19 protein-coding genes and 1 pseudogene are annotated in these 20,308 nt (G+C 71.8%); 13 read left to right on the top strand and 7 right to left on the bottom strand.

What is annotated here, in order from left to right; all coding sequences use genetic code 11:
- Positions 1–2 precede the first annotated feature (2 nt).
- The 12 genes and pseudogenes from IF28_RS0114655 to IF28_RS0114600 all read left to right on the top strand — a co-directional run bounded on the left by IF28_RS0114655 (position 3) and on the right by IF28_RS0114600 (position 13,820).
- A complete protein-coding gene (locus IF28_RS0114655) occupies positions 3–1,166 on the top strand; it encodes an NAD(P)/FAD-dependent oxidoreductase (protein ID WP_030219228.1) in 1,164 nt (387 codons plus the stop codon).
- Entirely contained in the window at positions 1,163–1,462 is a 300-nt protein-coding gene (locus tag IF28_RS0114650; protein WP_030219226.1) for a (2Fe-2S)-binding protein, read from the top strand. The genes IF28_RS0114655 and IF28_RS0114650 overlap by 4 nt, the downstream gene beginning before the upstream one ends.
- Positions 1,452–2,810, top strand: a pseudogene (locus IF28_RS39835) (FAD-dependent oxidoreductase); the annotation flags it as partial. The gene IF28_RS0114650 and the pseudogene IF28_RS39835, both read left to right, overlap by 11 nt.
- 260 nt (positions 2,811–3,070) lie before the next feature.
- Entirely contained in the window at positions 3,071–3,961 is an 891-nt protein-coding gene (locus tag IF28_RS0114640; RefSeq protein ID WP_030219220.1) for a dihydrodipicolinate synthase family protein, read from the top strand.
- Positions 3,962–3,976: 15 nt separating this feature from the next.
- Entirely contained in the window at positions 3,977–4,978 is a 1,002-nt protein-coding gene (locus IF28_RS0114635) for a proline racemase family protein (protein WP_030219218.1), read from the top strand.
- Entirely contained in the window at positions 4,975–5,634 is a 660-nt protein-coding gene (locus tag IF28_RS0114630) for a GntR family transcriptional regulator (protein WP_030219215.1), read from the top strand. The genes IF28_RS0114635 and IF28_RS0114630 overlap by 4 nt, the downstream gene beginning before the upstream one ends.
- 57 nt (positions 5,635–5,691) lie before the next feature.
- Entirely contained in the window at positions 5,692–6,690 is a 999-nt protein-coding gene (locus IF28_RS0114625; protein ID WP_030219213.1) for a LacI family DNA-binding transcriptional regulator, read from the top strand.
- A gap of 135 nt (positions 6,691–6,825) precedes the next feature.
- Positions 6,826–8,169, top strand: a complete 1,344-nt coding sequence (locus IF28_RS0114620) for an ABC transporter substrate-binding protein (RefSeq protein ID WP_030219211.1) — start codon at positions 6,826–6,828, stop codon at positions 8,167–8,169.
- A 3-nt stretch (positions 8,170–8,172) separates the two neighbouring features.
- Positions 8,173–9,129, top strand: coding sequence for a carbohydrate ABC transporter permease (locus IF28_RS0114615; protein WP_030219209.1), 957 nt, complete (start codon positions 8,173–8,175; stop codon positions 9,127–9,129).
- A complete protein-coding gene (locus IF28_RS0114610) occupies positions 9,126–9,989 on the top strand; it encodes a carbohydrate ABC transporter permease (protein ID WP_030219206.1) in 864 nt (287 codons plus the stop codon). The genes IF28_RS0114615 and IF28_RS0114610 overlap by 4 nt, the downstream gene beginning before the upstream one ends.
- A gap of 37 nt (positions 9,990–10,026) precedes the next feature.
- Positions 10,027–11,604, top strand: a complete 1,578-nt coding sequence (locus IF28_RS0114605; RefSeq protein WP_030219202.1) for a glycoside hydrolase family 13 protein — start codon at positions 10,027–10,029, stop codon at positions 11,602–11,604.
- A 50-nt stretch (positions 11,605–11,654) separates the two neighbouring features.
- On the top strand, positions 11,655–13,820 hold the full coding sequence (locus IF28_RS0114600) for a discoidin domain-containing protein (protein WP_030219199.1): 2,166 nt from the start codon (positions 11,655–11,657) through the stop codon (positions 13,818–13,820).
- Here the strand turns inward: IF28_RS0114600 and IF28_RS0114595 are convergent.
- Genes IF28_RS0114595 through IF28_RS0114580 form a run of 4 tightly spaced genes read right to left on the bottom strand, consistent with a single transcriptional unit; the run spans position 13,786 to position 17,124 of the window.
- Entirely contained in the window at positions 13,786–14,589 is an 804-nt protein-coding gene (locus IF28_RS0114595) for an ABC transporter ATP-binding protein (protein WP_030219197.1), read from the bottom strand. The two genes, IF28_RS0114600 and IF28_RS0114595, sit on opposite strands and share 35 nt — an antisense overlap.
- 20 nt (positions 14,590–14,609) lie before the next feature.
- Positions 14,610–15,389, bottom strand: coding sequence for an ABC transporter permease (locus IF28_RS0114590; protein WP_030219195.1), 780 nt, complete (start codon positions 15,387–15,389; stop codon positions 14,610–14,612).
- Positions 15,386–16,159, bottom strand: a complete 774-nt coding sequence (locus IF28_RS0114585; protein ID WP_030219192.1) for an ABC transporter permease — start codon at positions 16,157–16,159, stop codon at positions 15,386–15,388. The genes IF28_RS0114590 and IF28_RS0114585 overlap by 4 nt, the downstream gene beginning before the upstream one ends.
- Positions 16,156–17,124: an ABC transporter substrate-binding protein gene (locus IF28_RS0114580; RefSeq protein ID WP_030219188.1), complete on the bottom strand. Its 969-nt coding sequence runs from the start codon at positions 17,122–17,124 to the stop codon at positions 16,156–16,158. Before IF28_RS0114580 ends, IF28_RS0114585 begins: the two co-directional genes overlap by 4 nt.
- Before the next feature lie 241 nt (positions 17,125–17,365).
- Here IF28_RS0114580 and IF28_RS0114575 point away from each other — a divergent pair, with 241 nt between their 5' ends.
- Positions 17,366–18,181 carry an IclR family transcriptional regulator domain-containing protein gene (locus tag IF28_RS0114575; RefSeq protein ID WP_030219185.1) on the top strand — a complete coding sequence of 272 codons (816 nt, stop codon included), beginning with the start codon at positions 17,366–17,368 and terminating at the stop codon, positions 18,179–18,181.
- Here IF28_RS0114575 and IF28_RS0114570 read toward each other — a convergent pair.
- From IF28_RS0114570 to IF28_RS0114560, 3 genes are read right to left on the bottom strand one after another with little or no spacing between them, the layout of a single operon-like run.
- Positions 18,132–19,070, bottom strand: coding sequence for a PDR/VanB family oxidoreductase (locus IF28_RS0114570; protein WP_030219181.1), 939 nt, complete (start codon positions 19,068–19,070; stop codon positions 18,132–18,134). The genes IF28_RS0114575 and IF28_RS0114570 overlap by 50 nt on opposite strands.
- Positions 19,067–19,237, bottom strand: a complete 171-nt coding sequence (locus tag IF28_RS38630; protein WP_106982049.1) for a hypothetical protein — start codon at positions 19,235–19,237, stop codon at positions 19,067–19,069. The genes IF28_RS0114570 and IF28_RS38630 overlap by 4 nt, the downstream gene beginning before the upstream one ends.
- The gene (locus IF28_RS0114560; protein ID WP_030219178.1) at positions 19,234–20,304 is read right to left on the bottom strand and encodes an aromatic ring-hydroxylating dioxygenase subunit alpha; all 1,071 of its coding nucleotides are present in this window, start codon (positions 20,302–20,304) and stop codon (positions 19,234–19,236) included. Before IF28_RS0114560 ends, IF28_RS38630 begins: the two co-directional genes overlap by 4 nt.
- Between the last annotated feature and the right edge of the window lie 4 nt (positions 20,305–20,308).

The raw sequence follows: 20,308 nt of genomic DNA, 5'->3' as shown, positions 1-20,308 counted from the left end.
AGGTGAGCGAGCCGCTGACCTGCGATGTCGTCGTGGTGGGCGCCGGAATGACGGGCGCCGCCTGTGCCCTGTACGCGGCCCGTGCGGGCCTCGACGTGACCGTGGTGGACCGGGGTCCGGTGGCCGGCGGGACGACCGGCGCGGGCGAGGGCAACCTCCTCGTCTCCGACAAGGAGCCCGGCCCCGAACTCCGGCTCGCCCTGCTGTCCCTGCGCTTGTGGGCGGACCTGGCCCAAGAGCTGGGCCGGGAGGTCGAGTACGAGGCGAAGGGCGGACTCGTCGTCGCCGCGAACCCCGAAACGCTCGACGCGCTGGGGACGTTCGCGGACGCACAGCGGGCGGCCGGGGTGACGGCCGACCCCGTCCCCGCCGGCCGGCTCCACGACCTGGAACCCCTGCTGGCGCCCGGCCTCGCGGGCGGCGTCCACTATCCGCAGGACGCCCAGGTGATGCCCGCCCTCGCGGCCGCCCACCTGCTGCGCGCCTCCGGCGCCCGGCTGCTCGCCGGCCGCGAGGTCACCCGGGTCCTGCACACCCCGGAAGGGACGGTACGCGGCGTCCGCACGGACCGGGGCGACCTGCACGCCCCCGCCGTCGTCAACGCGGCCGGCACCTGGGGCGGCGAACTGGCCGCCCGCGCCGGGGTGTCCCTGCCCGTCCTGCCCCGGCGCGGCTTCGTCCTGGTCACCGAGCCACTGCCGCCCCGTATCCGGCACAAGGTGTACGCCGCCGACTACGTGGCCGACGTCGCCAGCGACTCCGCGGCCCTGCAGACCTCCCCGGTGGTGGAGGGAACGGCCGCCGGACCGGTCCTCATCGGCGCCAGCCGGGAGCGGGTCGGCTTCGACCGCTCCCTGTCGCTCCCGGCCGTGCGCGCCCTGGCGGCGGGGGCGACCCGCCTGTTCCCGTTCCTGTCGGGCGTACGGGCCGTGCGCACGTACGCCGGATTCCGGCCGTATCTCCCCGACCACCTCCCCGCGATCGGCCCCGACCCCCGGATGCCGGGACTGTTCCACGCGTGCGGCCACGAGGGCGCGGGCATCGGACTGGCCCCCGGTACCGGCCTGCTGATCGCCCAGGCACTGACCGGACACCCACCCGGACTCGACCTCACCCCCTTCCGCCCCGACCGCTTCCCCCCTACGGCGCAGGAGGCCGAGCAGTGAACCCGATGGAGCTCGCCGGGGCGCGGCCCCAACCCGCCTTCGAGGTCACCTTCGACGGCCGGACCGTCGAGGCGCTGCCCGGCCGTACGATCGCCGCGGCCCTGTGGGCCGCCGGCATCACCTCGTGGCGCACCACCCGTGACGGCGGACGCCCGCGCGGGGTGTTCTGCGGGATCGGGGTGTGCTTCGACTGCCTGGTCACCGTGAACGACCGCCCCAACCAGCGGGCCTGTCTCGTCCCGGCCCGGCCCGGCGACGTGATCCGCACCCAGGAGGGGACGGGCCATGCGCACTGACCTCGCGGTGATCGGAGCGGGACCGGCGGGACTCGCCGCCGCTCTCGCGGCCGAGCGGCGCGGCCTGCGGGTCGCCCTCGTCGACGCGGCACCGGAACCGGGCGGCCAGTTCTACCGGCAGCCCGCCCCCGCACTCCGCGCGGAACGCCCTCAGGCCCTGCACCACCAGTGGCGCACCTGGACGCGGCTGCGGGACCGGCTCGCGACGAGCCGCGTACGGCTGCTGACCGAGCACCATGTGTGGAGCGTGGAACGGACGCCCGAGGAGCTGATCGTGCACGCGCTGCTCGGACCGGAGCAGGAGGAACCGGCCGAGGTGCGCGCCCGCGCCGTACTCCTGGCCACCGGCGCCTACGAGACCGTGCTGCCCTTCCCCGGCTGGACCCTCCCCGGCGTCGTCACCGCGGGCGGCGCCCAGGCGATGCTCAAGGGCGGGCTCGTCGTACCCGGCCGGACCGCCGTCGTCGCCGGTACCGGGCCACTGCTGCTGCCGGTGGCGACCGGACTCGCGGCGGCGGGCGTACGGGTCGGCGCGCTGGTGGAGTCCGCCGACCCCGGACGGACGCTGCGGCACGCCGGACCACTGGCCGGCAAGCTGCCGGAGGGAGCCGGGTACGCGGCCCGGCTGCTGCGCCACCGCGTTCCCGTCCTCGTCCGCCACACCGTCCTGCGCGCCCACGGCGAGGGGCGGTTGACCGGCGTGACCGTCGCCGCGCTCGACGCCCGGGGCCGGGTACGGCCCGGCACCGAACGCCGGCTGCCCTGCGACACCCTCGCGGTGAGCCACGGCATGCTCCCGCACACCGACCTCGCCGAGAGCCTCGGCTGCCGTCTCGACGGACTCACCGTGGCCGTCGACGCCGAACAGCGCACCGACGTGCCGGGAGTGTGGGCGGCGGGCGAGGCCACCGGCGTCGGCGGGTCGGGGCTCGCCCTCGCCGAAGGCCATGTCGCCGGCCGCTCGATCGCCGCCCGGCTGCGCGGCGCCGTCCCCGATCCGGGGCAGTGGGCCCCGGCCGCCCGGGCCCGCGCCCGGCTGCGCGCGAGCGCCGGCGCGCTCGACGCCGTGTTCGCGCCGCCCGCCGGCTGGGCGGAGCGGGTCACCGACGACACCGTCGTCTGCCGCTGCGAGGAGGTCACCGCGGGCGCCGTCCGCGCGGGCCTCGCACTCGGCGCCGGGGACGCCCGCACGGTCAAGCTGCTCACCCGGGCCGGGATGGGCTGGTGCCAGGGCCGCATGTGCGGCCCGGCGGTGGCGGGCCTCACGCACCGCGACCCCACCCCGCCCCGACGACCGTTCGCCCGCCCCGTACCCCTGGGCGTCCTGGCCCGGCAGCACGAAGAGAACACCGACCCCGCCCCGGGCAGCGGGCCTGACCTGGACGCTGGGCCTGACTCGGGCGCTGGTCCCGACCTGGGCGTCGCGTCCGACCTGGGCGGCAGCCCTGCCCCGGACGCCGGGCCTGCCCCGGACGCTGGTCCCGACCTGGGCGCCGCGCCCGACCCGGGCGGCAGCCCTGCCCCAGGCGGCGGCCCCGACCCGGACGCCGGGCCCGCCCCGCACGACGGTCCCGACCCGCACGGCCATCACACCGAGAGAGGCTCCTCATGACCGACCTCCGCCCCTGGCGCGGCGTCCTCGTCGCCACCGCGCTCCCGCTGACCGACGACCTCTCCGTCGACTACGACCGCTACGCCGAGCACTGCGCCTGGCTCGTCGCCAACGGCTGTGACGGCGTCGTACCGAACGGCTCGCTCGGCGAGTACCAGGTGCTCACCCCCGAGGAGCGCACCCGGGTCGTCGAGACGGCCGTCGCCGCGATCGGCGGCGAGCGCGTCATGCCCGGCGTCGCCGCCTACGGCTCCGCCGAGGCCCGCCGCTGGACCGAGCAGGCCGGCGAGGCCGGCTGCCGGGCCGTGATGCTGCTGCCGCCCAACGCCTACCGCGCCGACGAGCGCGCCGTCCTCGCCCACTACGCCGCGGTAGCCGCCGCCGGACTGCCGGTCGTCGCCTACAACAACCCCGTCGACACCAAGGTCGACCTGGTCCCCGAACTCCTCGCCCGGCTGCACGGCGAGGGGCACATCCACGCCGTCAAGGAGTTCTCCGGCGACGTCCGCCGCGCCTACCGCATCGCCGAACTCGCCCCCGAACTCGACCTGTTGATCGGCGCGGACGACGTACTCCTGGAGCTGGCCATCGCGGGCGCCAAGGGCTGGGTGGCCGGCTACCCCAACGCACTGCCCCGCGCCTGCGTGGACCTCTACCGTGCCGCCGTGACCGGCGACCTCGACACCGCGCTCCCGCTCTACCGCCAGTTGCACCCCCTGCTCCGCTGGGACTCGCGGGTCGAGTTCGTACAGTCGATCAAGCTGTCCATGGACCTCGTGGGCCGGCACGGCGGCCCCTGCCGCCCGCCCCGCGTACCGCTGGACGCCGGTCAGGAGGCGGCCGTCCGCGCGGCCACCGAGAAGGCCGTCGCGGCCGGACTCGCGTAGGGGAGGGGCACCGTCATGCGCAGCAGACTCGTCCTGCACGCCGTCGACTCGCACACCGAGGGCATGCCGACCCGGGTGATCACCGGCGGCATCGGCACCATCCCCGGCGCGACCATGAACGAACGGCGCCTGTACTTCCGTGAACACCGCGACGACATCAAGCGGTTGCTGATGAACGAGCCGCGCGGGCACTCCGCGATGAGCGGCGCCGTCCTCCAGCCGCCGTCCCGGCCCGACTGCGACTGGGGTGTCGTCTACATCGAGGTGTCCGGCTATCTCCCGATGTGCGGGCACGGCACGATCGGCGTCGCGACCGTCCTCGTCGAGACGGGGATGGTCGAGGTCGTCGAACCCGTCACCACCATCCGCCTGGACACCCCCGCCGGGGTCGTCGTCGCCGAGGTGGCGGTGGAGGACGGCGCCGCCACGGCCGTGACCCTGCGCAACGTCCCGTCCTTCTCCGTCGCCCTCGACCGGAAGGCCACCCTCCCCGACGGGCGGACGGTGACGTACGACCTCGCCTTCGGGGGCAACTTCTACGCCATCCTGCCCCTGGACCGCCTCGGACTGCCCTATGACCGTTCCCGCAAGGACGACATCCTCGCCGCCGGACTCTCCCTCATGGACGCGATCAACGCCGAGGAGGAACCGGTCCACCCCGAGGACCCGTCCATCCACGGCTGTCACCATGTCCAGGTGACCGCACCCGACGCCACCGCCCGCCACTCCCGGCACGCCATGGTGATCCACCCCGGCTGGTTCGACCGCTCACCCTGCGGCACCGGCACCAGCGCCCGCATGGCCCAGCTGCACGCACGCGGCGAACTCCCGCTGCACACCGAGTTCGTGAACGAGTCCTTCATCGGCACCCGGTTCACCGGCCGGCTGCTCGGCACCACCGAGGTCGCCGGCCGCCCGGCCGTCCTGCCCAGCTTCACCGGCCGGGCCTGGATCACCGGCACCGCCCAGTACCTGCTGGACCCCACGGACCCCTTCCCGGCGGGGTTCGTCCTGTGAGCAGCGCACTCTCCGACCTGGGCGGCCGCAGACCCAGCTACCGCGAACGGGTCGCGGACGCGCTGCGGGCCGCCCTGATCGCCGGGGAACTCCGCCCCGGCGAGGTGTACTCGGCGCCCGCCCTCGCCACCCGCTTCGGCGTCTCCGCCACCCCCGTGCGCGAGGCCATGCTCGACCTCGCCAAGGAGGGCCTGGTCGACACCGTGCCCAACAAGGGCTTCCGGGTCACCGCCGTCTCCGACCGGCAGCTCGACGAGTACACCCACATCCGGGCGCTCATCGAGATCCCCACCACGGCCGGGCTCGCCGTCACCGCCGACCCGGTCGCCCTGGAGGCGCTGCGCCCGGTCGCCGAGGAGATCGTCACCGCCGCCGCGGCCGGTGACCTCATCGCGTACATCGAGGCCGACCAGCGCTTCCACCTCGGCCTGCTCGCACTCGCAGGCAACGGACACCTCGTCGAGGTCGTCCGCAACCTGCGGCAGCGCGCCCGGCTCTACGGCCTGACCGCGCTCGTCGAGCAGGGACGGCTGGACGCGTCGGCCGAGGAACACCTGGAACTCCTCGACGCGCTCCTCACCCGGGACCCGGAGGCCGTACGGGCCGTGATGACCCGGCACCTCGGACATGTCCGAGGGCTCTGGGCGGCACACTGACCGAGAATTTGCGTCCCCATGCAAGCCGCTTGCGTTTCTTGCGCTACTCTTGCGTGCATGACACGACGACTTGCTGTGGTGGCGAAGAAGGTCGGGGTCAGCGAGGCCACGGTCAGCCGGGTGCTCAACGGCAAGCCGGGGGTCTCCGAGGCCACCCGGCAGGCGGTGCTCTCCGCGCTGGACGTGCTCGGCTACGAGCGGCCCACCCAGTTGCGCGGTGAGCGCGCCCGGCTGGTCGGCCTGGTCCTGCCGGAACTGCAGAACCCGATCTTCCCCGCCTTCGCGGAGGTCATCGGCGGCGCACTGGCCCAGCTCGGGCTCACCCCGGTGCTGTGCACCCAGACCCGCGGCGGTGTCTCCGAGGCCGACTACGTCGACCTGCTGCTGCAACAGCAGGTGTCCGGCGTCGTGTTCGCCGGCGGGCTCTACGCCCAGGCCGACGCGCCCCACGACCACTACCGCCGGCTCGCCGAACGCAACATCCCGGTCGTGCTCGTCAACGCGGCCATCGAGCACCTCGGTTTCCCCGCCGTGTCGTGCGACGACGCCGTAGCCGTGGAGCAGGCGTGGCGGCACCTCGCCTCCCTCGGCCACGAGCGCATCGGGCTGGTGCTCGGCCCCGGCGACCACATGCCCTCGGCCCGCAAGCTGGCCGCCGCCCGCGCGGTCGCCGGCGAGGTGCCCGAAGAGCACGTCGCCCGTGCCATGTTCTCCATCGAGGGCGGCCACGCCGCCGCCTCCCGGCTGATCGAGCGGGGCGTCACCGGCTTCATCTGCGCCAGCGACCCCCTCGCCCTCGGAGTCGTACGGGCCGCCCGCCGCAAGGGACTTGACGTCCCCGGACAGATATCGGTCGTCGGCTACGACGACTCGGCGCTGATGAACTGCACCGAACCCCCGCTCACCACCGTCCGGCAGCCCATCGAGGCCATGGGCAGAGCGGTCGTGGAACTGCTGAACGCGCAGATCAGCGGCAGCACCGTCGCCCCCGAGGAACTGCTCTTCGAGCCCGAGCTGGTGGTCCGCGGATCGACCGCCCAGGCACCCCGTTCCTGAGATCCATCTCTCTGTCGAATAATTTCAAATTCTGCGCGACATCTTGCGGACCGATGTCGTCGGTGCTTGAGTGTGCCCCGCCCACCGCTCCTGTTCCGAGGGGTTCACTCACTCCTGTCCCTAAGGGGTCCACCGATGAGAAGCACCGGGATCCGTCGTACCCTCGTCGCCCTGGGCGTCGGCGCGCTCGCGCTCACCGCCTGCGGCTCCGACGACGACGAAGCCGCCGGCGGCAAGACCCGCGTCACCGTCAACTGCATGCCGCCCAAGAGCGCCAAGGTCGACCGGCGGTTCTTCGAGGAGGACATCGCCGCCTTCGAGAAGAAGAACCCCGACATCGACGTCGTCCCGCACGACGCCTTCCCGTGCCAGGACCCGAAGACGTTCGACGCCAAACTCGCCGGCGGACAGATGGAGGACGTCTTCTACACCTACTTCACCGACGCCCGGCACGTCGTCGACATCAACCAGGCCGCCGATCTCACCCCGTACGTCAAGGAGTTGAAGAGCTACGCCACCATCCAGCAGCAACTGCGCGACATCTACACCGTCGACGGCAAGATCTACGGGATCCCGCGCACCGGCTACTCCATGGGCCTGATCTACAACCGGGCGCTCTTCGAGAAGGCCGGCCTCGACCCCGACCGCCCGCCCACCACCTGGGACGAGGTCCGCGACGCCGCCGAGAAGATCGCCGCCCTCGGCGACGGCACCATCGGCTACGCCGACTACAGCGCCCAGAACCAGGGCGGCTGGCACTTCACCGCCGAGCTCTACTCCCAGGGCGGCGACGTGGTGAGCGCCGACGGCAAGAAGGCCACCATCGACACCCCCGAGGGCAAGGCCGTCCTCCAGACCCTCCACGACATGCGGTGGAAGGACGAGTCGATGGGCAGCAAGCAGCTGCTCGTCATCAACGACGTCCAGCAGCTGATGGGATCCGGCAAGCTCGGCATGTACCTCGCCGCCCCCGACAACATCCCCATCCTCGTCAAGGAGAAGGGCGCCGCGTACGAGGACATGGCGCTCGCCCCCATGCCCGGCGGCGAAGGCACCCTCATCGGCGGCGACGGCTACATGTTCAACAAGAACGCCTCACCCGAGCAGATCCGCGCCGGCCTCAAGTGGCTCGACCACATGTTCCTCACCCCCGGTGACGGCTTCCTCGGCGACTACGCCCGCGCCAAGAAGAACGACGCCCCCGTCGGCCTGCCCGAACCACGCCTGTTCACCGGCCCCGCCGACGACAGGGACCAGCAGGTCAAGAAGGCCAACGCCAACGTCCCGGTGGAGAACTACCAGGCCTTCCTCGACGGCAACCAGCACCTGGAGATGAAGATCGAGCCGCCGCACGCCCAGCAGCTCTACTCCGTCCTCGACGGCGTCGTCTCCGCCGTCCTCACCAAGGAGGACGCGGACATCGACCGGCTCCTCGGGGACGCCTCCGGCAAGATCGACGGCATCCTGGCCCGGGGCTGACCGGTGACGAAGACCGTGGAACGGCCGGCGCCCGCCGCGCGGGTCCGTCCGGTGAAGGCGCCGCCCCCGGCGGGGGACCGGAGGCGGCGCCGCCTCACCGACCATCTGCGCGCGTACGGCTTCCTCGCCGGCGGACTCGTCTGCTTCGCCCTGTTCTCCTGGTACCCGGCGATCCGCGCCGTCATGATCGCCTTCCAGAAGTACACGCCCGGCTCCGACCCCGAATGGGTCGGCACCGCCAACTTCACCCGGGTTCTCGACGACCCCGAGTTCGGCGCGGCCTGGCGCAACACGCTCACCTTCACCCTGCTCGCCCTGCTGATCGGCTTCGCGATCCCCTTCGTGCTGGCCCTCGTCCTGAACGAACTCAGGCACGCCAAAGCCTTCTTCAGGGTCGTCGTCTATCTGCCGGTGATGATTCCGCCGGTGGTCAGCGCCCTGCTGTGGAAGTGGTTCTACGACCCGGGCGCCGGCCTCGCCAACGAGGCACTGCGCTTCCTCCACCTGCCCACCTCGAACTGGTCCAACGGCGCCGACACCGCCCTGGTCTCCCTGGTCGTCGTCGCCACCTGGGCCAACATGGGCGGCACCGTCCTCATCTACCTCGCCGCACTCCAGTCCATCCCCGGCGAGCTGTACGAGGCCGCCGAACTCGACGGAGCGAGCCTCCTGCAGCGCGTCCGCCATGTGACGATCCCGCAGACCAGGTTCGTCATCCTCATGCTGATGCTGCTGCAGATCATCGCCACCATGCAGGTGTTCACCGAACCCTTCGTCATCACCGGCGGCGGCCCCGAGAACGCGACCGTCACGGTCCTCTACCTCATCTACAAGTACGCCTTCCTCTACAACGACTTCGGCGGCGCCTGCGCCCTCAGCGTCATGCTCCTCGCCCTGCTCGGCGCGTTCTCCGCCGTCTACCTCAGGCTCACCCGCTCCGGAGAGGAGGCCGTCGCATGAGCGCCACCCGCACCCTCGTCTCCCCGGCGGTGCTGGCCCGCCCGCGTGGCAGGGCCGTCTACTGGACCGTGTTCACCGGCGTTGTCCTGCTGTTCGCGCTCGCCTTCCTCTTCCCCGTCTACTGGATGGCGAGCGGCGCGATGAAGTCACCGGACGAGGTGGCGCGCACCCCGCCCACCCTCGTCCCGGAGAGCTGGAGCACCGACGGCTACACGGACGCCTGGGAACTCATGCAGCTGCCCACCCACCTGTGGAACACGGTGGTGCAGGCGGCCGGGGCCTGGCTGTTCCAGCTGGTGTTCTGCACGGCCGCCGCCTACGCCCTGTCCAGGCTCCGGCCCGCCTTCGGCAAGCTGATCCTCGGCGGCATCCTCGCCACCCTGATGGTCCCGGCCCAGGCCCTGGTCGTACCGAAGTATCTGACCGTGGCCGACCTCGGACTGCTCAACGACCCGCTCGCGATCTGGCTGCCCGCCGTCGCCAACGCCTTCAACCTCTATCTGCTCAAGCGGTTCTTCGACCAGCTGCCCAGGGACGTCCTCGAAGCCGCGGAGATGGACGGCGCGGGGAAGCTGCGCACCCTGTGGTCGATCGTGCTGCCCATGTCCAGGCCGGTGCTCGGCGTGGTGTCGATCTTCGCGCTGGTCGCCGTGTGGCAGGACTTCCTGTGGCCGCTGATGGTCTTCTCCGACACGGACAAGCAGCCGATCAGCGTGGCCCTCGTGCAGTTGTCGCAGAACATCCAGCTGACCGTGCTCATTGCCGCGATGGTGATCGCCAGCATCCCCATGGTCGCGCTGTTCCTCGTCTTCCAGCGGCACATCATCGCCGGAATCAGCGCGGGCAGCACCAAGGGCTGAACACCGACCCGACCACCCGAACAGAAAGGCCAGCACCGTGGGACAGCCCACCCCTGCCCTGAACGACGACTGGTGGCGCTCCGCCGTCATCTACCAGGTGTACGTCCGCAGCTTCGCCGACGGCGACGGCGACGGCACCGGAGACCTCGCCGGCGTCCGCGCCAGACTGCCGTACCTCGCCGAACTCGGCGTGGACGCACTCTGGTTCAACCCCTGGTATCTGTCCCCCATGAAGGACGGCGGCTACGACGTAGCCGACTACCGGGCCATCGACCCGGCCTTCGGCACCCTCGCCGAGGCGGAGAAACTCATCGCCGAGGCACGGGAACTGGGCATCCGCACCATCGTCGACATCGTGCCGAACCATGTCTCCGACCAGCACCCCTGGTTCAGGGCGGCGCTCACCGGCGGCCCCGAGCGGGAGCTGTTCCACTTCCGCCCCGGCCGTGGCGAGCACGGCGAACTCCCGCCGAACGACTGGCGGTCGGAGTTCGGGGGCCCCGCCTGGACCAGACTGCCCGACGGCGACTGGTACCTCCATCTGTTCGCGCCCGAACAGCCCGACCTCAACTGGGCCCACCCCGCCGTGCGTCAGGAGCACGAGGACATCCTCCGCTTCTGGTTCGAGCGGGGCGTGGCCGGCGTCCGCATCGACTCCGCCGCGTTGCCGGCCAAGGACCCCCGGCTGCCGGACTTCACCGCGGGCCGCGACCCGCACCCCTATGTCGACCGCGACGAACTCCACGACGTCTACCGGGGCTGGCGAGCCGTCGCCGACGAGTACGGCGGCGTCTTCGTCGGCGAGGTCTGGCTCCCCGACACCGAACGCTTCGCCCGCTATCTGCGCCCCGACGAACTGCACACCGCGTTCAACTTCTCCTTCATGACCTGCCCCTGGCACGCGGCCCGGCTGCGCACCTCCATCGAGGACACCCTGGCCGAACACGCCCCGATCGGCGCCCCCGCCACCTGGGTGCTCTGCAACCACGACGTCACCCGCACCGTCACCCGCTACGGCCGCGCCGACACCGGCTTCGACTTCGCCACCAAGGCCTTCGGCACCCCCACCGACCTCACCCTCGGCACCCGCAGGGCGCGCGCCGCCGCCCTGCTCTCCCTCGCCCTGCCCGGCGCGGTCTACGTCTACCAGGGCGAGGAACTCGGCCTGCCCGAGGCGGACATCCCGCTCGACCGCATCGAGGACCCCATGCACGCCCGCTCCGGCGGCGTGGACCCCGGCCGCGACGGATGCAGGGTGCCGCTGCCGTGGACGGCCGGCGCTCCGCACGCCGGGTTCGGCGGCGAACCGTGGCTGCCGCAGCCCGCCGGCTGGGCCTCGTACGCTGCCGACCGGCAGGAGACCGACCCCGGCTCGATGCTCACCCTGTACCGCGAGGCGATCCGGCTGCGCCCGGCCTTCGGCGACGCCCCCCTCACCTGGCTCCCCGCCCCCGACGGCGTCCTCGCCTTCACCCGCGCCGACGCCCTGTGCCTGGTCAACCTCGCCGACCCGCCCGCCGGCCTCCCCGCCCACACCTCACTCCTCCTCGCGAGCGGCCCTCTGGACCCCGACGGACGGCTGCCGAAGGACACCGCGGTCTGGCTGCGCGCCTGAGCCGGCCGCACCCGCTCGTTCCCGTACCCCCACCACGAAGGGACCAGCACATGAGCACCAGTGTCAGGAGCATGTCAGTAATCGGTACGGTCGTGGCGGTGGCCGCCGGCACGCTCGTCGCCCTCGCCCCCGCACCGGCCCACGCCGCGGCGGGCGCCGTCCTCCCCTTCACCTCCGTCGAGGCCGAGGCGGCCGCCGGCACCGGCACGAAGATCGGCCCCGACCACACCCAGGGCACCCTCGCCTCCGAGGCCTCCGGCCGCCAGGCGGTACGCCTCGACGCGGGCCGGCGCGTCGAGTTCACCGTGCCCCGCGCGGCCAACTCGGTGAACGTCGCCTACAGCGTCCCCGACGGCCAGTCCGGCAGCCTCGCCGTCTACGTGAACGGCCAGCGGCTCGCCCGGACCCTCCCCGTCACCTCCAAGTACTCCTACGTCGACACCCCCTGGATCGCCGGCGCCAAGACGCACCACCTCTACGACAACACCCGCATGCTGCTCGGGCGGAACGTCCAGGCCGGTGACAAGGTCGCCCTGGAGGCCACCGGTGTGCAGGTCACGGTGGACGTCGCCGACTTCGAGCAGATCGCCGACCCGGCCGCCAAGCCCTCCGGTGCCGTCTCCGTCACCGACCACGGGGCCGACCCCGGCGGGCAGGGCGACTCCACGCAGGCCTTCCGGTCCGCCATCGCCGCCGCCCAGGGCGGCACGGTATGGATCCCACCGGGGGAGTACCGGCTCACCTCCTCCCTCAACGGCGTCCAGAACGTCACCATCCGGGGCGCGGGAAGCTGGCACTCGATCGTGCGCGGCTCGCGCTTCATCGACCAGACCGGCTCCGCCGGGAACGTCCACCTCAAGGACTTCGCCGTCATCGGCGAGGTCACCGAGCGCGTCGACTCCAGCCCCGACAACTTCGTCAACGGCTCCCTCGGCCCCGACTCCACCGTCTCCGGCATGTGGCTCCAGCACCTCAAGGTGGGGCTCTGGCTGACCGGCACCAACGACAACCTCGTCGTCGAGAACAACCGCTTCCTCGACATGACCGCCGACGGCCTCAACCTCAACGGCAACGCGCGCGGAGTGAAGGTCCGCAACAACTTCCTGCGCAACCAGGGCGACGACGCGCTCGCCATGTGGTCGCTGAACGGCCCCGACGTGAACAGCAGCTTCGAGAACAACACCATCTCGCAGCCGAACCTCGCCAACGGCATCGCCATCTACGGCGGTACCGACATCACCGTACGGAACAACCTGATCTCCGACACCAACGCCCTGGGCAGCGGTATCGCGATCTCCAACCAGAAGTTCCTCGACCCCTTCCACCCGCTGTCCGGCACCATCACGGTCGACGGCAACACCCTGGTCCGCACCGGCGCCATGAACCCCAACTGGAACCACCCGATGGGCGCCCTGCGCGTCGACTCCTACGACAGCGCCATCGAGGCGCAGGTGCGGATCACCAACACGACCGTCACCGACAGCCCCTACAGCGCCTTCGAGTTCGTCTCCGGCAGCGGACGCGGACACGCGGCGAAGAACATCACCGTCGACGGCGCCACCGTGAACCGGGCGGGCACGGTCGTCGTCCAGGCCGAGACGCAGGGCGCCGCCACCTTCCGCAACGTGACGGCGTCCGGCGTCGGTTCGGCCGGCGTCTACAACTGTCCCTACCCGTCCGGCTCCGGGACCTTCGCCGTGACCGACGGCGGGGGCAACTCTGGCTGGGAGAGCACCTGGTCGGACTGCTCCAGCTGGCCCCAGCCGGGCCAGGGCAACCCCGACCCCGACCCGGACCGCAACCTCGCCCAGGGCCGCCCGGCCACCGCCACCGGCTCCCAGGACGTCTACACCCCCGGCAAGGCCGTCGACGCAGACCCCAACAGCTACTGGGAATCCGCCAACCACGCCTTCCCGCAGGCCCTCACGGTCGACCTCGGCTCCCGGCAGCCGATACGCCGGCTGGTGCTGAAACTGCCCCCGCAGACGGCCTGGGGCGCCCGCACCCAGACCCTCTCCGTGCAGGGCAGCGCCGACGGCTCGGCGTACTCGACGGTCGTCGCCTCGAAGGACTACCGCTTCGACCCGGCCACCGGCAACACCGTGACCATCCCGGTCAGCGGCGACCTCCGCTACCTCCGGCTGCACGTCACCGGCAACACCGGCTGGCCGGCGGCCCAGTTCAGTGAGGTGGAGGCTTATCTGTCCCAGCCGTGACGGCACCGCGCTTCGCCGCCTGGATCTGCTCGTACACATGGGTCCGCAACTCGGCGAAGCGCGGCGCCACGCGCGTGCTCAACTGATCCCGCTCAGCGGGCAGATCGACCTTCAGCTGCTCCCGTACGACGGTGGGGGAGGCCGACAGCACCACCACCCGCTCACCCAGGTACACGGCCTCGTCGATGTCGTGGGTGACGAACAGGACCGTGATTCCGCGCTCCCGCCACAACCGCCGTACCAGGTCCTCCAGATCGGCGCGGGTCTGCGCGTCCACCGCCGCGAACGGCTCGTCCATCAGCAGCACCTCGGGTTCGTACGCCAGCGCCCGCGCGATGGCCACCCGCTGCTGCATACCGCCCGAGAGCTGCCACGGATACGCCCCGGCCGCGTCCGCGAGGCCCACCGAGGCGAGGGCGTCCGCCACCAGCGCCCGGCGTCGCCCCTTGTCGAAGCCCTTCCGCTTCAGCGGCAGCCCGACGTTCTGCCCGACCCGCATCCACGGGAACAGACTGCGCCCGTACTCCTGGAACACGAACGCCATCCCGGGCGGCGGACCGTCCACCTTCCGCCCGGCCAGATACACCTCACCGCCCGTCGGTTCGAGCAGCCCGCCCACGCACTTCAGCAGAGTCGTCTTGCCACAGCCGGACGGGCCGACCAGACACACCAGTTCACCGGCCTCCACCGTGAAGGTCAGGTCGCGCACCGCCTCGACATGCCGCCCCGCACCCTCGTACACCTTCCGCAGACCGCGTACGTCGAGCATCGACCGCCCTTTCGCGAGAGTCACCGGGACCGCCGGGCGGCCGCGCGCAGACCGTGGTACCAGCCGAGCGCCCGCCGCTCGACCAGCTGGAAGAGAACCGAGAGCACGAAGCCGAGCAGCCCCAGCAGCAGGATGCCGGTCCACATGTCGGGGATCGCGAACGAGCGCTGGAACTGCACGATGGTGAAGCCGAGACCGTTGCTGGCCGCGAACATCTCGCTGATCACCATCAGGATGATCCCGATCGACAGCGCCTGCCGCAGCCCCGCGAAGATCTGCGGGCTCGCCGACGGCAGCACCACGTCCTTCAGACGGGCCGCGCCCGTGATGCCGTAGGAGCGGGCCGTCTCGGTCATCACCGCGTCGACCGCCCGCACACCCTCGACCGTGTTGAGCAGCACCGGCCAGACACAGCCGCTCGCGATGACGACGATCTTCATGGTGTCGCCGATGCCGGCGAACAGCATGATCACCGGAACCAGCACCGGCGGCGGCACCGCTCGCAGGAACTCCAGCACCGGCTCGCACACCGCGCGCACCCGCCGGTACGAGCCGATCAGCGTGCCGAGCGCGACACCGGCGACCGCCGCCAGGACGTAGCCCGCCGCCAGGCGCAGCACGCTGGGCAGCACATCACCGCGCCACCGCTCACCGGTCCACACGCCGGGGAAGGTCTCCAGGATGGTGCGCAGCGGCGGCCAGTACACGTCCTCGCTGTCCGCCGAGGACACCCACCACACCGCCACCAGCACCACCGGCAGCGCGAGCGCGAACACCAGCCGCAGCAGCAGAGGCCTCACACCGCCACCTCCCCGCGCACCGACTGGTGCCAGGCCAGCGCCCGCCGCTCCACCGACCGGGCCCCGACGTTGATCAGCAGCCCGAGCACACCGGCGACCACGATCAGCGCGTACATCTCGGGCACCGCCTGCGAGGTCTGCGCCACCGCGATCCGCGCTCCCAACCCAGGGGCCCCGATGACGAGTTCGGCGGTGATGGCGAGGATCAGCGCGACCGCCGCCGCCAGCCGCACCCCCGTCATCACATACGGCAGCGCGGTCGGCCACAGGACGTGCCGGACCCGGGCCCAGGTGCCGAGCCCGTACGACCGTGCCGTCTCCTCGGCGACCGGGTCGACGTCCTGGACGCCGTACAGGACCTGGATCAGCACCTGCCAGAAGGAGGCGTACACGACGAGGAGCAGCACCGATCCCAGCTCGGTGCCGTAGAGCAGCACGGCGAGGGGGATCAGCGCGACCGACGGGATGGGGCGCAGGAACTCGATCGTGGACGCCGTCGCCTCGCGCAGATACGGCACCACGGACAGGAGCACCCCGATCACGATCCCGGCGACGACCGCGATCGCCAGGCCCGCCGCCCAGCCCGTGAGGGTGTCGCCGAGGGCGGTCCAGAAGGCGCCGTCCGCGAGCTCCGTGCCGAGGGCATCGGCGATCCGGGAGGCCGGCGGGAAGTACTCCTCCCCGACCAGGCCGAGCCGCGGCACCGCCTCCGCGAGCAGGAGGAAGGCCGCGAACCCTGCCGCACCGAGCGCGGCGTTCCCGCCCCTCACGGCAGCAGCTCGTCCAGGTCCGGAGTCTGCTTGAACAGCCCGTCCTTCGCGCCCAGCTCCGCGAGTTCCTCGATGGCGGCACGGTTCGGTTCGGCCGGCCACTTCGGCAGCGTCACCTTCGCCAGCACGTCCGCCGGGATCTTCGTGTACGTGGCGACGATCTCGCGCACCTCGTCGGGATGGGAGTCGGCGTAGGCCAGGGACTCGACGGTGGCCTCCTGGAACCTCCTCACCGTCTCCGGGTTCTCCCGCGCGTACGTGACCGAGGTGAAGTACATGGCGACGGTGAGCTTCGGCGCGACGTCGATCATGGGGGAGGCGATCTCCCGGCCGCCCTGGCTCTTGATGGTGGCCAGAGCCGGTTCCACCACCATCGCCGCGTCGATCCGCCCGCCGTCGAGCGCGGCCGGCATCTGGTCGAAGGCCAGCTCGACCAGTTCCACCTTGTCGGGGTCGCCGCCCGCCCGGCGCACCGAGGCACGCACCGCCGTCTCGTTGATGTTCTTGAGGGTGTTGATGGCGACCTTCTTGCCCTCCAGATCCCTGGCCGACTTGATCGGGCTGTCGCCCTTGACGGTGAGCGCCTCGAAGTCCTTGCCGACCTCACCGGTCGAGGCGATGCCGTTCGCCACCGCCTTCACCGGCACGTTGTTGGACTGGGCGATCATCAGCGACGTCATGTTCGAGAACCCGAACTCGAACTGTCCGCTGGCCACGCCGGGCACGATGGCCGCGCCGCCCTGCGCGCTGGAGAACTCGAGCTTCAGCCCGCGCTCGCTGAAGAACCCCTTCTTCTGGCCCAGATACAGGGGCGCCACATCGACGATGGGGATCAGCCCCACCGTCACGCTGGTGGTGCCGCCGGACGAACCGGCCCCGTCCGACCCGTCGGAGCCGGAGGAGCCGCAGGCCGTCGCGGCGGTCAGTACGGACAGGGTCGTGAGGGCGATGAGCAGACGACGCATGACGGTGACTCCCGCGGTGGGACCGGACCGAATTGCTCCGACAGGCTGTGCGCAGAGAGAACGAACGTGCTGAGCGGGAACGTAGGGCCGGTGACGAGACACGGTCAATCCCCGTACACCGTCCAATCGTCAACGATCGCATCGTGGACAACCACCCCTGCGCGGACGCATCGTTGACAGTCACATGGCGCACTCATAGCGTGCGCACCGCGTACGTTCGTACGTCTTCCCGGAGGCCACGATGACCGTCGACGTCCGCGGACCGCATTTCGTCCGGTCCTTCGAGCGGGGCCTTGCCGTCATCCGGGCCTTCGACGCCGACCATCCGGCGCTGACCCTGAGCGAGGTCGCCCGCGCCTGCGAACTGACCCGCGCGGCGGCCCGCCGCTTCCTGCTCACCCTGGCCGACCTCGGCTATGTCCACACCGACGGGCGGCTGTTCCGCCTCACCCCGCGCGTCCTGGAACTCGGCTACTCCTACCTCGCCGGTTTCACCCTGCCGCAGATCGCCGAACCGTACCTGGAGCAACTCGTCGCGCAGGTAAGGGAGTCGTCCTCGCTGTGCGTGCTCGACGGGGACGACGTCGTGTACGTGGCCCGCGTCCCCACCAGCCGCATCATGACCGCGTCGATCACGGTCGGCACCCGCTTCCCGGCCCATCTCACCTCGGTGGGCCGGGTGATCCTCGCCGGGCTGCCGGACGACGAGATCGACACCCGGCTCGCCCGCGCCGATCTGCGCCCGCACACCGCCCGCACCCTTGTCTCGGCGGACGCCCTGCGCGCCGAACTGCGCCGGGTGCGCCGCCAGGGGTACGCCCTCGTCGACCAGGAACTGGAGGACGGACTGCGGTCCGTCGCCGCGCCGGTGCGCGACCGCGACGGAGAGGTGGTGGCCGGCGTGAACATCGCGGTGCACGCCGGCCGCAACTCGGTCGAGTCGGTACGCCGGGACCTGCTGCCCCATCTGCTGGCGACGGTCGCCCGGATCGACGCCGACCTGCGGATCACAGGTCCAGCACGAGCCGCCGCCCACGACAGCGGGACACACAGATGAGCATGGTCTCCCCGGCGGCCCGTTCCGCGTCGGTGAGCACCGAGTCGCGGTGGTCGGGGTCGCCCTCCAGGACGTCGGTCTCACAGGTGCCGCAGGTGCCCTCGGTGCAGGAGTGGAGCACCTCGACACCGGCCCCGCGCACCGTGTCCAGGACACAGACGCCCGGGGGGACGGTGAGCGTCCGGCCGCTGCGGGCCAGGACGACCTCGAACTCCTCGTCGACGTCCGTGGGTTGCTCAGCCGGCTGGAACCGCTCGGTGCGCAGCGCCCCGGCCGGGCACCGCTCGCCGACCGCGTCGAGCAGCGGCCCGGGACCGCAGCAGTAGACGAGGGCGCCCTCCGTCAGACCGTCCAGCACCGGCGCCAGGTCCAGCAGCCCGGTCTCGTCCTCGGGGGCGAGCGTGACCCGCTCCCCGTACCGGCTCAGCTCCCCGGTGAACGCCATCGAGGCACGGGTGCGGCCGCCGTACAGCAGTGTCCAGTCGGCGCCCGCCGCCTCGGCCGCGGCCAGCATCGGCAGGACCGGGGTGATGCCGATACCGCCCGCGACGAAGCGGTACCTCCCGGCCGGCTCCAGGCGGAAGTGGTTGCGCGGCCCGCGCGCCCGCACCCTGTCACCCGGCCGCAGCCGCTCGTGCACATACGCCGAACCGCCGCGCCCGTCCCGCTCCCGCAGCACGGCGATCCGCCAGCCGGTCCGGTCGGCCGGCTCCCCGCACAGCGAGAACTGCCGTTCCAGCCCCGGCCCGAGCAGCAGATCGATGTGCGCACCCGGCTCCCAGCAGGGCAGTTGACCGCCGGACGGATGCCGCAGGGTGAGGACGAGCACGCCCTCGGCCGCCGACTCCCGCCGCTCCACGACGAGTTCGATGCCGTCGTACGAGGTCATGCACCGGCTCCCCGTGGTTCGTGCCCCCGCGGATGCGCGAGCATCCACTCCCACATCTCGACCGGGTCCCGCGCGGTGTGCTCACGCCCGCAGTGACAGGTGCCGTGCAGCAGATCGGTGCCCGGCAGCCAGTCCACGCGGTAGATCTCGCCGGTACGCCCGCTCATCGGACCCGCTCCACGGGCTTGGCGCCCTCCTCCACCAGCCGGGCGAGGATACGGCGGGCGGCCAGACCGCCGGTGTCGATGTTGATGCTCAGCTCCTGGTAGCCGGTGCGTTCGGTGCCCAGGGAGCGCTGCAGCAGATTGAGCGCGTCCACGTCCTGCATGACGACCGTGTGGTTGTTGCTCCGCAGGAACTCGCTCACCTCGGCGTCGTCCGTGGCCCAGTCCCGCGAGACCGCCCAGAAGTCGTACACCTTGCCGTCGGCGGAGGGCGTGATGGCGTACGTGATCTCGGTGTGGAAGCCGCCCGGGTCGCCGCCGTCCGGCTCGGGCAGCACCCCCACCGGGGCGATCCTGCTGTGCAGCAGATACAGGCACGGCGCGTGGTACTCGATGTCCTGCCAGCGGGTGATCCGCCCCTCGATCCCGGTCGACCGGGCGTAGAACGGCGGACACGCCGCGTCGTCCATGTGCCGGCTCACCCGTACGATCCCGGCGCCCTCGTCGACCTCGGTGGTGATCGGCGTCTCGGCGACCTCCGGCGTGCCGATGTAGCCGCCGTGCAGATAGGTCTCGTGGGACAGGTCGAGGAGGTTGTCGACCAGCAGTCCGTGGTCGCAGTCGATGGGCTCGATGCCCCGCACCGTCACCCAGCCGGGGGAGTCCAGGTGCCGGGCCCGCGGAATCGCCGCCGGGTCCGCGAGCGCCGGGTCACCGATCCACACCCACACCAGCGAATCCCGCTCCACGACGGGATAGGAGGCGACCCGCGCGGTGCGCGGCACACGCTTCTGCCCGGGCACGTGGACACACGTACCTGTGGTGTCGTAGGTGAACCCGTGGTACCCGCACACGATACGGTCCCCGTCGAGCCGCGTCGGCGGCTCGGAGAGAGGGTAACGGCGGTGCACACACCGGTCGTTGAGTACGACCGGAGTTCCGTCGCCCTCGGTCCGGTAGAGCACGAGCGACTCCCCGAGCACCGTCCGGCCGAGCAGCTCCCGGCCCACCTCGTGACCGTAGGCGGCGACGTACCACTGGTTCCTGGCGAAGGCGGTGATGTGCGGCATGGGG

This window comes from Streptomyces sp. NRRL WC-3626 (assembly GCF_000718785.1).
In the GTDB taxonomy this organism is placed as follows: domain Bacteria; phylum Actinomycetota; class Actinomycetes; order Streptomycetales; family Streptomycetaceae; genus Streptomyces; species Streptomyces edwardsiae.
This window is presented reverse-complemented; position numbering and strand designations above follow the sequence as displayed.